This window comes from Stenotrophomonas sp. P5_A8 (genome assembly GCF_056400545.1).
Genome location: NZ_JBFULB010000003.1, coordinates 15,600 through 26,720, shown reverse-complemented (window position 1 = coordinate 26,720; position 11,121 = coordinate 15,600). Strand labels below are relative to the sequence as shown.

At 67.4% G+C, this 11,121-nt stretch carries 9 protein-coding genes; 3 read left to right on the top strand and 6 right to left on the bottom strand.

Features of this window, described 5'->3' with window-relative positions; translation table 11 throughout:
- Positions 1 to 104 precede the first annotated feature (104 nt).
- Positions 105 to 2,210, bottom strand: coding sequence for a hypothetical protein (locus AC1DQP_RS00435; RefSeq protein WP_457317936.1), 2,106 nt, complete (start codon positions 2,208 to 2,210; stop codon positions 105 to 107).
- Positions 2,211 to 2,577: 367 nt separating this feature from the next.
- On the opposite strand from AC1DQP_RS00435, the gene AC1DQP_RS00430 reads away from it, so the two are divergent.
- Entirely contained in the window at positions 2,578 to 2,943 is a 366-nt protein-coding gene (locus AC1DQP_RS00430) for a helix-turn-helix domain-containing protein (RefSeq protein ID WP_457317935.1), read from the top strand.
- A 62-nt stretch (positions 2,944 to 3,005) separates the two neighbouring features.
- On the opposite strand, the gene ung is transcribed toward AC1DQP_RS00430, so the two are convergent.
- The 5 genes from ung to rhlB form a co-directional block, all read right to left on the bottom strand.
- Positions 3,006 to 3,713 carry a uracil-DNA glycosylase gene (gene ung / locus AC1DQP_RS00425; RefSeq protein ID WP_478050926.1) on the bottom strand — a complete coding sequence of 236 codons (708 nt, stop codon included), beginning with the start codon at positions 3,711 to 3,713 and terminating at the stop codon, positions 3,006 to 3,008.
- Positions 3,710 to 4,552, bottom strand: coding sequence for a response regulator (locus AC1DQP_RS00420; protein WP_256776679.1), 843 nt, complete (start codon positions 4,550 to 4,552; stop codon positions 3,710 to 3,712). Before AC1DQP_RS00420 ends, ung begins: the two co-directional genes overlap by 4 nt.
- A gap of 7 nt (positions 4,553 to 4,559) precedes the next feature.
- Positions 4,560 to 5,510 carry a permease-like cell division protein FtsX gene (gene ftsX, locus AC1DQP_RS00415; RefSeq protein WP_457317933.1) on the bottom strand — a complete coding sequence of 317 codons (951 nt, stop codon included), beginning with the start codon at positions 5,508 to 5,510 and terminating at the stop codon, positions 4,560 to 4,562.
- Positions 5,507 to 6,193: a cell division ATP-binding protein FtsE gene (gene ftsE / locus AC1DQP_RS00410; RefSeq protein ID WP_256776681.1), complete on the bottom strand. Its 687-nt coding sequence runs from the start codon at positions 6,191 to 6,193 to the stop codon at positions 5,507 to 5,509. Before ftsE ends, ftsX begins: the two co-directional genes overlap by 4 nt.
- A gap of 220 nt (positions 6,194 to 6,413) precedes the next feature.
- Positions 6,414 to 8,135 carry an ATP-dependent RNA helicase RhlB gene (gene rhlB / locus AC1DQP_RS00405; protein ID WP_478050925.1) on the bottom strand — a complete coding sequence of 574 codons (1,722 nt, stop codon included), beginning with the start codon at positions 8,133 to 8,135 and terminating at the stop codon, positions 6,414 to 6,416.
- A 567-nt stretch (positions 8,136 to 8,702) separates the two neighbouring features.
- Between rhlB and trxA the strand changes: the two genes are divergently transcribed.
- Both trxA and rho read left to right on the top strand, forming a co-directional pair.
- Positions 8,703 to 9,032 carry a thioredoxin gene (gene trxA / locus AC1DQP_RS00400; RefSeq protein ID WP_256776683.1) on the top strand — a complete coding sequence of 110 codons (330 nt, stop codon included), beginning with the start codon at positions 8,703 to 8,705 and terminating at the stop codon, positions 9,030 to 9,032.
- 221 nt (positions 9,033 to 9,253) lie between these two features.
- Entirely contained in the window at positions 9,254 to 11,047 is a 1,794-nt protein-coding gene (gene rho / locus AC1DQP_RS00395) for a transcription termination factor Rho (protein ID WP_256776684.1), read from the top strand.
- Positions 11,048 to 11,121 lie beyond the last annotated feature (74 nt).

Below are 11,121 nucleotides of genomic sequence, written 5' to 3'. Positions count from 1 at the left end.
CTCGAAAGCGTTCGCCCTGCCCTTGCGGGCCGGTCGGTCACGATGATCCTGTCCATCCCCAGCGCGAGGTCATCCCCGCGCCCACTGCACTGCCACCGCGCGCGTCAGTACGCGCCCGGGTTGCTGCTGAAACTCACCGGCACACTGATCGTTGCCTGCCCGCCATTGATCAGGTTCACCCCGACGTTGACCGCGCCATCGCCCACCGCCCCACCCGTGGCCACCGCGCAGGCGCTGCCGGTGGAGGCACTGCAGGTCCACGCGCCACGCAGCGTGGTGCCGTTGGGCAGGGTGTCGGTGACCACCGCATTGGTGACCGCATCGGGACCGCCATTGCTCACCAGCAGCGTGTAGGTCGCCGTGCCACCCGGCGTGTAGCTACCGCTGCCATCGCTTTTGGTGATCGACAGATCGGCCTGCCGCGTTCGATTGGTGATGCGGCACACCAGGGTGACCGCGGTGGCGGTCATCGCCGGCGCCTGCAGGGTGAAGCTGCCGCCGGTGCCGGAGGACACCACCGCGTTGTTCTGGTCCAGGCACTGCCAACTGCTGGCGTAGCGCGTGAGCGTGGTGCCGGCAGCCGCCGCCTCGGCCAGCGCGTAGCTGCCGCCGGGTACGGTGATGACCGCGGCAGTGGCACCGTTGTTGCCGACGTTGCTCGCAGAGCCGACGGTGCTGCCGTTGTAGGAGATGGACAGGTTGAAGCGCCCGGTGTCGCTGGTCGGCTGCAGGTCTTTGACCAGCTGCAGGGTGGCCGCGCACGCCTGGGTCACGCCTTCCACAGTGAACACCGCCTGGCCGATACGGATGCCCAGCAGCGCCAGCAGGTTGTCCACCAGCCCGCCCAGCAGTGCGGTCAGCACGGGGGTGACCAGGGCGTTGACCTGCGTGCGGATCGGCGTCAGCAGCGCGTTGACGATGCCGTTGACCAGGTCGGCCACCGGCAGCGGCAAGGCGATGCCGGCCAGCAGCGTCACCGTCGGATTGCCGCTGGTCACCTGGATGCTCAGCGAGTTGACCAGCGTGGAGACCATCGTCGCGGCGCTGACCGTCCCGGCGGTGAGCGTGCGGGTCTGTGGGTACGGGCCGGTGAAGCTCGCGCTCTGCAGGCCCGGCGTCGCGGTGGCGTAACTGCGGATGGTCACCGTCAGTGGCACGGTCACGTCGGCGATGGGGGTCAGGATGCCGAGGACGTTGGCCGACACCCGCACGCTCACGCTCAGCGAGGTCAGCGTCGCCGCGCTCAGCGCGGTCGAGGTCAGCACCGTGCTGCGGTTGAAGAAGGTCGCATCGCTGATCTGACCGACATACAGGTTCACCAAACCGGGGCGCGCCTGCAGCGTGACCGCATTGCCCACCAGGTTGATCGCCGAGATCGAGCCTTCGGCCCGGGCCACGTCGGCGTACACCTGCAGGTGCAGCACGCTGGCGCTGATGCTGGTGTTGGACAACGACACCCCCAGCAGATTGAGCCCGCTGAGCGCGGCGCTGAGGGTGCCGGTGTTCAGGCCCTGCACAAGGTCGAGGTCGAGCTTGATGCGGATCGCCGCGCTGTGGAATGCCGCACCGACCGCGCCGCAGGTGTAGACCGGCGGCTCCACCACCTGCAGCCACAACCGCACGTTGGCCACGCCATTGAGGCCGAGCGCGGCGGTGTTGACGGTGATCGGCGTGGGCGTGGTCAACACGTTGCGGAAGTTGTACAGCTGCACGCCGCCGGTCAGCAGGTCGAGCACGTTCAAGTTCACCGTGGCCAGCGAGCCGGTGGGCAACGCGATCTGCAGCAGGTCGGCCAGGCGGATGCTGCCGGAGGTACCGGCCACGCCCAGCGGCAGCGCGTTGAGGACGTTGGCCGCCGCGGTCTGGCCGTCGGCCTGCAGCACCTGCACCATCGCCGCGCGCAACTGGCCCAGGCTGATGCTGGCGTTGAGCACCTGGCTGGGATCGCTGACCACCACGCCGCCGTTGAGCTGGGTCAGCAGCGCGTTGAGGTTGATTCTGGCGCCGGCCAGGTTGTTCCAGTCGGCCACGCTCAGGTTGACCGTCGTGCCCGGCAGCAGCGCGCCGAACAACAGATTGAGAACAGGGCTCTGGGTCGAATCGACCGAGGCCAGCCGGGGCCCGGCGCTGACGCAGGCACCGGCCGTACAGGCGGACTGCGCCTGCGCACGGCCCAGGCATGAAAGCACCGCCAGTATTGCGATCAGCACCCATGCCTGCCATCGCAATGACGAAACTTTCACGCCTTTCACATTAACCATACGTGCGTCCCCGCCGATTTTGAGCAGCGGCCGACCGTGGCGATGGATTTATTCCGTCGCCGTTCTGATCGTCAGCTGCCGGTGTCGTTTCCCGCTTGGGAATCCGTTTATGTCCGGTTCGGGACGATTAATGCGGGGTAACTAAAAGCCCGTCAAATCAAGGCGGCGTGAAACACGGGGGAAGCGACGCTTGCCGGCGGGTCAGCGTCCAACCATTCCCCCTGCTGCAGCAGCAAGCGGAAGCAGTTCTGTACACAGGACAAAAGAATTGCTTTCAGGGAAGCCGTGCTTACCTAACAGGGAAAGGGGGCAGTAAATGCAGGCGATGTGCGACAGAATCCGGCGGGCCCGATTAACGGCTGGCCTGTCCCAGACACAGTTGGCGTTGGAAACCGGCGTGCGCCGTAGCGCCGTGGCGCAATGGGAACGGGAAGGCGGCACATCCCCGAGCGTCCAACATCTTTCACGCGTCGCAATTGTGACGCAAGTCCATTTTGAATGGTTGGCCACAGGGCGCGGTCCCGGCCGTCCCGACGATGGCGCCGAACTGCCGCTCCCCGAGCCGGTGCCGGTGGAGGCGGCACGCACCGTCCAGGAAACCGAGATTCTCTCGCTGCTGCGACGGATGCCGGCGCGCAAACGCCAGGTGGCGCGCGCGATCATGGAAATGCTGACCGATTGAGATAATCGTCGCGGCGTGGTGATCGCCGCGCATCACGGCCGTCGGCCGGGGGCCAGCGCGGGTTACAGCGCCGCGCGCGGCGGCAAGGACCAGTCGATCGCGGTCTGCCCACGGCGCTGCAGGTACGCGTTGGCCATCGAGAAGTGATGGCAGCCGAGGAAGCCGCGGTGCGCCGACAGCGGCGACGGATGCGGCGCCTTGAGCACGCGGTGGCGACCGGTGTCGATCACCTTGCCCTTCTGCTGCGCGTAACTGCCCCACAGCATGAACACCAGGCCCTCGCGCTCGCGGTTGAGGGTGTCCACGACGTGGTCGGTGAACCCTTCCCAGCCGCGCTTCTGGTGCGCGCCGGCCTGCCCCTCTTCCACGGTGAGCACCGCATTGAGCAGCAGTACACCCTGGCGCGCCCACGGCAGCAGACACCCGTGGTCCGGGCGCGGGATGCCCAGGTCGGCCTCCAGTTCCTTGTAGATGTTGAGCAGCGACGGCGGCACCGGCACGCCGGGCATCACCGAGAAACTCAGGCCATGGGCCTGCCCAACACCGTGATACGGATCCTGGCCGAGAATCACCACCTTGACCTGCTCGAACGGGGTGGCGTCAAAGGCCGCGAATATCTGCGGGCCGGGCGGGAATACATGCGCACCGGACGCCTTGCGCTGGCGCAGGAAGCTGGACAGCTCACGCATCYCCGGACGCAGCAGCCACGCGCCAATACGGGCCTTCCAGCTCGGTTCGAGCTGGATGCTCGAGGTTGCCTCGTCGTTCATCGCACCACGGGTTTGTCGTTGAGCCGGGCCAGGCGCAGCTGGAACAGCACCTTGGTCACCAGCAGGCGTTCTTCGATCGGCTTCTGCACCAGATCGTTGGCACCGGCCTGCAGCAGGCCGGACTGGTTGAGCGGGTTGCCGTCGCCGGTCATCACCAGCACCGGCAGGCGGCGCTTGCCGTAGCCGAAGTCCACGCGCACGCGCTCGACAACATCCAGGCCGCTGAGCTCACCCTTGAGGGTGACGTCGGTAAGCACCAGGTCGATGCGGTGGCTGCTGCGCCCGAGCGATTCGGCGGTGAGCAGCGCGAAGGCCTCTTCGGCGGTCATCACGTGCAGCACGCGCAGGCCCTGGCGTTCGAGCATGCGCTTGGTCGCCTCGGCAACCACGCGGCTGTCCTCGACATACAGGATGGTCGCGCCGGGAATGGTCTCCGGCTGCACGTAGCCACGGATGAAGGTGGCCAGCGCTTCATGCCCCAGTGCCTTGTCGAAATAGTCGGTGACGTATTCGGTGAAGCGGCGTTGCTCCAGGTGCTGCTGCGCATCGCCGGACACCACGATCACCGGCACATAGGCCTGCCCGGCGGTTTCGCGCACCAGACGTGCCAGCGCCAGGCCATCGCCGTCGCTGAGCGTGAGCGAGGTGGTGACCAGGTTCACCGGCCCGGCCGCCAGCGCGCTGCGCGCCTCTTCGATGCTTGCGCAGCCCACCACGTCCACGTCCGGCAGTTCGCGTTGCAGCACATCGGCAATCAACTTGCGGACCAGCTTGGAACCGTCGACCACCATCACGCGCGGTGCATCGTCGACCAGGTGCTTCAGGGCTTGCGGGCGCATGCGGGCCTCAGGTTTCGGTCGGTCGGGTCTGGCGCAGGAAATGCCCCGTCACCAGCCACGCGCCCAGCCAGCCCAGCACCACGGTGCCGACCAGCACGAACGATGAATGCAGCAGGTCCAACCCATGCAGCACGAACGGGCTGGCATAACTTTCCGACAACGCGGCCAGCGGCGGGCGCAGCGCCAGCCCGGCCACGCCGATCAGGCCCAACGCCAGTGCACCGGCGCCCAGTCCGTACCACGCGCCCAGGTACAGGAACGGGCGGCGGATGAAGCCATCGCTGGCGCCCAGCAGCTGCAGCACGCCGATCTCGTCGCGGCGCGCCTGGATGTCCAGCCGCACGGTATTGCCCACCACCAGCGCCGCGCCCAGGCCCAGCAGCACCGACAGCACCTGCACCAGCCGCGTGCCAAAGCCCAGCCAGGCGTCCAGGCGCCTGCGCCACAGCGCATCGTGCTGGACCAGGTCGGCCTGTGGCAGGCCCTCCAGCGAGGTGGCCAGGCGCGCATCATCGGTGCCGGCGGTCGGGGTCACGATCAGCAGGGTAGGCAGAGGATTGTCGTGCAGCGCATCGATCGCCTCACCCAGCCCGGCCCCTTCACGCAGTTCCTGCAGCCCCTGCTCGGGGGTCTGCACGGTGACGTTGGCCACGTCGGCACGACCGCGCAGCGAATCGGCCACCTGCCCGGCCGCCGCTGCGGCAACGTCCGGCTTGAGGAACAGGTTGATGTCGCGCGACTGCTGCACGCTGCCGGCGAAATGCGTGAGGTTGTCCAGCGCGATCGACAGGCCCAGCGGCAACGCCAGGGCCAGCGCCATCACCATGATGGTGAGCAGCGTCGCCCACGGCTTGCGCCAGGCGCGGCCCAGGCTGAACACCACGCTGTGGCCATGGTGGTGCAACCACACGCCCAGGCGCGACGGCGCCGCGGCTTCCTTGTTGAGGGGTGCGTTCATTCGGCCAGGTCCTGCGGCGAGATGTCGTCGATCAGCTTGCCGTGGTCCAGGATCAGCACGCGCTTGCGCATGTGCCGCAGCAGCGCCAGGTCATGGCTGACGACCAGCACGCTGGTGCCGCGATCGGGCAGCTCGGCGAACAGCGCCATGATTTCCGCCGCCAGGGTCGGATCGAGATTGCCGGTGGGTTCGTCGGCAACCAGCAGCTTGGGCTCGCTGACAATCGCGCGGGCGATGCCGACGCGCTGCTGCTCGCCAGCCGACAGCTGCGAGGGCAGTGCCTTTTCGCGGTGGCCCAGGCCCATGCGTTCAAGCACCGAGCGCACGCGCTTGCCGATGTCGGCGCGGCGGGTGCCGCGCAGGATCAGCGGCAACGCCACGTTCTCGGCGATGCTGCGGTCCATCAGCAGGCGGTGGTCCTGGTAGACCGCCCCCACCTGCCGCCGGTGCCGCGGAATATTGCCACCCCGCACCTTCAGCAGGTTGCGCTCATCGAAGATCACCGCGCCACGGCTGGGCCGCTCGTCGAGGTGGATCAACTTGAGCAGGGTGCTCTTGCCCGCACCGGAGTGACCGGTGACGAACAGCATTTCGCCGGGGGCGACATCAAAGCTGACGTCGACCAGGGCCTGGTGGCCGCCGGCATACTGTTTGCTGACATTGTCAAAACGCAGGACGCTCATCCCCTGATTATGCAGGACGAGGGTGACGACGTGCAGGTGGGGATGCATCGGTCGTGCCGGCCATTGGCCGGGGGACGCGACATCGCATTGGCGCTGTCGCCCCACGGTTGGCTGCGCCAACCGTGGGCCCCGCAGTATCAGCACCGGATCCCCGTCGCTTCGCGACAGCCCCCCTACCAAGGGGGCGGGACCTCGGACCGCGCAGGTCAGGCGTCAGGTCTTACGAACCGGACAGCATCCGGCGGATCTTGCGACCGATGCGGGTCAGGAAGGACGCGCTCGGATCGGCCGCCGGCGTGCCGCGCATCGGCTTGGCCGCCACCTGCACCGGCGTCACCGGGCCGGTCGCTGCCGCACCCTCGGCGCCTTCGACCGGACGGCCGTTGCGACGACGACGACGCTTGCGCGGCGCGCGCTCACCGTCCACGGCCGGACTGCCTTCGGCAGTCGGGGCAGCGGTCGGGGCCGCAGTCGGCGCAACCTGCGGCGCGGCCTCGGCATCGGCCACGACGACCGGTGCCTCACCTTCCACGCGCGGCTTGCGCTCACGGCGCGGCTTGCCATCGGCACTGCGCTCACCGGGCGCGCGGCRCTCGCCACGGCCGGCGGCCGGCTTGCCGCCGCGGCCGCTGCTGCTGCCACCGCCACGACGCTGTTCTTCCGCCGCACGCGCTTCGCGCGCTTCACGGAAGATCTGGCCAACGCTCTCGTTCTCGTCGTCGCCTTCCTCGCCCGGCGCGGCGGGTGCGCGTGCGGCGCGCGGCAGCGAGGTCAGGATCTCGCTGGTCACCGGCTCGACCGGGATCTTCTGCTCGATGTAGGCCTCGATGTCCGGCAGGCCCATCGCATAGCGCTCGCAGGCGAAGCTGATCGCATCGCCTTCCTCGCCCAGGCGTGCGGTACGGCCGATGCGGTGCACGTAGTCTTCGGCGTCGAAGGGCAGGTCGTAGTTGTAGACGTACTTGATGCCGTCGATGTGCAGGCCGCGCGCGGCCACGTCGGTGGCCACCAGGATTTCCAGCTGGCCCTTCTGGAAGCGGTTTAGCAGGCTCTCACGCTTCTTCTGCGGCACATCGCCGGACAGCACGCCGACGCGGTAGCCGGCCTTTTCCAGCGACCGGGCAACACGCTCGACGAACACCTTGGTGTTGACGAAGACCATCGTGCGCGCGCCTTCGCTGCGCGACAGCAGGCCCAGCAGCAGCGGGATCTTCTCTTCGTCGGCCGGGAAGTAGATGCGCTGGCGCACGCGGGCGGCGGTGATCGACTCGCTCTCCACCACCAGCTTCTGCGGCTCGTTCATGTGCTCGTAGGCCAGCTCCAGCACGCGGTGGCTGAGCGTGGCGCTGAACAGCAGCGTCTGGCGCGTGGAGCGCTCGGGCATGCGCCGCAGCAGGAAGCGGATGTCCTTGATGAAGCCCAGGTCGAACATGCGGTCGGCTTCATCGAGCACGCAGATTTCGCAGGCGTGCAGCGAGACCACCTTGTGCTGCTTGACGTAGTCGATCAGGCGGCCCGGGGTGGCGATGATCACGTCCACGCCCTGCTGCAGGATCTCGCGCTGCTTGTCGTAATCCACGCCGCCGTAGACCAGCGCAAAGCGCAGGCCCAGGTCCGAACCGAACTTGACCGCATCCTTGTGGATCTGGATGGCCAGTTCGCGGGTCGGGGCCAGGATCAGCGCGCGCGGGTCTTCGGGCTTGCGGTCGGCCAGTGCCGGGCGGGTCAGCAGGCGGTTCACCACCGCGACCAGGAAGGCCAGCGTCTTGCCGGTACCGGTCTGTGCCTGGCCGGCGACGTCGCCGCCGGGCAGTGCGACCGGCAGGGTCAGCGCCTGGATGGGCGTGCAACGGGTGAATCCGGCTCCTTCAAGGCCGGCCTGCAGGGCCGGATGCAGCTCGAAGGAGGAAAAGGTCAAATCGGTCAGCGGTTTGTCGCTCATGTGTCCGTCTTGGTAAGGCCTGCCCGGCAGCGGTGCGCGGGAGGCTTGCAATCTTGGGGGGCACCGTCGCCATTGCGGGCCCTGCGCCGGGGTCGGCGGGGCCGGACCATCGGGTCCTGGGGCGCCGCACAGTGAGGCAGTTTAGCGCAATGTCGGCGCCAAACCGGGCTCTGCCGTCGCAGCCGGCTGCGAGACAGCGGCACCGGGACCGGACCTGGCCGTGGCTGATCGGGCCCAAGAGGGCACTTCTCACTGGTTTCACCGCGCCTGCCGCCAGTTGAACGGGACGCGCGCTTCCGCTGGTACTGCCTCTCCAGTACCCACATATCCTCTTCAGTTGCCCGATTAAACCGGGACGCCAATCACAGGATGCTTGGTTCCACCCCTCCCCTGCCCGCCTGCGACGTTAGCGGTACACTGCCCGCCGTGAGCGACCAGGCATCCACCTGGCGCACCGCTGACCGCCTGTGCGGTCACGAGGCAGCAGACGCGGACGGCACCGGTCGGTGGCGTCCAACTTCAACCTCCTCCGGCCCGGCCGGGTGYATTTCCAGACGAGAGACCAAGATGAGCGACAAGGTTGTACATGTCAGCACCGCTGACTTCCAAAGCGCAGTACTGGATTCCAAAGAGCCGGTGCTGGTCGATTTCTGGGCCGAATGGTGTGGCCCCTGCAAGATGATCGCCCCGGCGCTGGACGAGCTGGCCGACGCTTACAACGGGCGCGCCAAGATCGCCAAGGTCAACGTCGACGAACAGCGCGAACTGGCCGCCAAGTACCACGTGCGCTCGATCCCGATGCTGCTGGTCTTCAAGAACGGCGAAGTCCAGGCGCAGCAGGTTGGCGCGGTGGGCAAGGCCCAGCTCGCCGGCATGCTGGACAAGGCCCTGGCCTGACCCTGGCAGGCAGCCGGCCCCCTCCGGCTGCCACGCGGGCCTGCGCCCGCATGAATGACCCTGCCCCGCCCGGCTTGCGCGCTGCCGCGAGCCGGTGTTAGTGTCGGCATATCCGGCCGCATTCGCGCGCCGCATCTTCTGGACGTTGTTTCCTTCCAGATCCTTTCCCAACGTTCGCCGCCCTGCCGGGCGCTCGCACCTTCTAGCGAGGAATCCAGCACTTGTCCGATATCACTACTTCCGAACCCGGGAGCGCCGACGCGCCTGCCGAGAAGCGCGTGCGCAAGCCGCGCGTCGCCAAGGCCGCCGCCAACACCGCTGCCGAAACCGGTTCTTCTCCCACGCATCAATCCGCCCTGCCCCTGGCTGCCGCGCCTGACGCGCCGGCGCCGGTCGCCGCGCCGTCGGCACCGCAGCAGGCACCTGCCCCCCACGCTGGCGAATCCTCGTCCGGCCAGGGCGGTGCGCAGCAGGACACCGGCGACGGTGGCCAGCGCAACCACAACGGCAACGGCAACGGCAACAACGCGCCCAAGGGCGGGCAGAACCCGTACCAGGGTCAAGGCCAAGGTCAGAACCAGGGCCAAGGCCAAGGTCAGGGCCAGGGCAACCGCCGCGACCGTTTCCGCAATCGCCGTGACCGCAGCCGCGGTGGCGATCGCTACAACGATGACGGCATGCCGCAGGACAACAACGAACCGCAGCAGCCGTTCGTGCGCAGCCAGCAGGCCAACGTGCCTGAAGGCTTCCCGGTCTATTCGCTGAGCGACCTCAAGCGGATGCCGGCGCAGAAGCTGCTGGAAATCGCCGAGCAGCTGCAGATCTCCGAAGGCGTGGCGCGTGCCCGCAAGCAGGACGTGATCTTCGCCCTGCTCAAGGTGCTCACCCGCCACGGCGACGGCGTCGCCGCCGACGGCGTGCTGGAAATCCTGCCCGACGGCTTCGGCTTCCTGCGCGCGGCCGAAGCCAGCTACCTGGCCGGCCCGGACGATACCTACATTTCGCCCAGCCAGATCCGCCGCTTCAACCTGCGTACCGGCGACCACCTGTCCGGCCGCATCCGCTTCCCGAAGGATGGCGAGCGTTACTTCGCGCTGTCGATCGTGGACACCATCAACGGTGAGCCGCTGGAAGCGTCCAAGAACAAGGTGCTGTTCGAGAACCTCACCCCGCTGTTCCCGCGCAAGCGCTTCACCCTGGAACGTGGCAACGGTTCGTCCGAAGACATCACCGGCCGCATCCTCGATCTGATGGCACCGCAGGGCAAGGGTCAGCGTTCGCTGATCGTCTCCCAGCCCAAGGCCGGTAAGACGATGATGATGCAGCAGGTGGCCACGGCGATCACCACCAATCATCCGGACGTGCACCTGATCGTGCTGCTGATCGACGAGCGCCCGGAAGAAGTGACCGAAATGCAGCGCACAGTGCGCGGCGAAGTCATCAGCTCCACCTTCGACGAGCCGGCCGCCCGTCACGTGCAGGTCGCCGAAATGGTGATCGAGCGTGCCAAGCGCCTGGTCGAGCACAAGAAAGACGTGGTGATCCTGCTCGACTCGATCACCCGCCTGGCACGTGCCTACAACAACGTGGTGCCCAGCTCCGGCAAGGTGCTTACCGGTGGTGTGGACGCCAACGCCCTGCACCGTCCGAAGCGCTTCTTCGGCGCGGCGCGTAACGTGGAGGAAGGCGGCAGCCTGACCATCATCGCCACCGCGCTGGTCGATACCGGCAGCAAGATGGACGAGGTGATCTACGAAGAGTTCAAGGGCACCGGCAACAGCGAAGTGCACCTGAGCCGTCGCATCTCTGAAAAGCGCGTGTTCCCGGCGATCGACATCAACCGCTCGGGCACCCGTCGCGAAGACCTGCTGATCGAACCGGAACTGCTGCAGAAGATCTGGATCCTGCGCAAGCTGTTGCATCCGATGGATGAAATGGCGGCAATGGAATTCCTGCTCGACAAGATGAAGAACACCAAGTCCAACGACGAGTTCTTCGGTTCGATGAAGCGCTGATCGGCGCGGCATCGAGATAGAAAAAGGCCCCGCACTGCGGGGCCTTTTTCGTCGCGCGGGGTAGAGCCGAGCCA

Excerpts from the sequence above, each read along its gene's own strand:
- AC1DQP_RS00430 (WP_457317935.1), top strand. The coding sequence starts at position 2,578 with ATGCAGGCGATGTGCGACAGAATCCGGCGGGCCCGATTAACGGCTGGC.
- AC1DQP_RS00420 (WP_256776679.1), bottom strand. The coding sequence starts at position 4,552 with ATGCGCCCGCAAGCCCTGAAGCACCTGGTCGACGATGCACCGCGCGTG.
- ftsX (WP_457317933.1), bottom strand. The coding sequence starts at position 5,510 with ATGAACGCACCCCTCAACAAGGAAGCCGCGGCGCCGTCGCGCCTGGGC.
- ftsE (WP_256776681.1), bottom strand. The coding sequence starts at position 6,193 with ATGAGCGTCCTGCGTTTTGACAATGTCAGCAAACAGTATGCCGGCGGC.
- trxA (WP_256776683.1), top strand. The coding sequence starts at position 8,703 with ATGAGCGACAAGGTTGTACATGTCAGCACCGCTGACTTCCAAAGCGCA.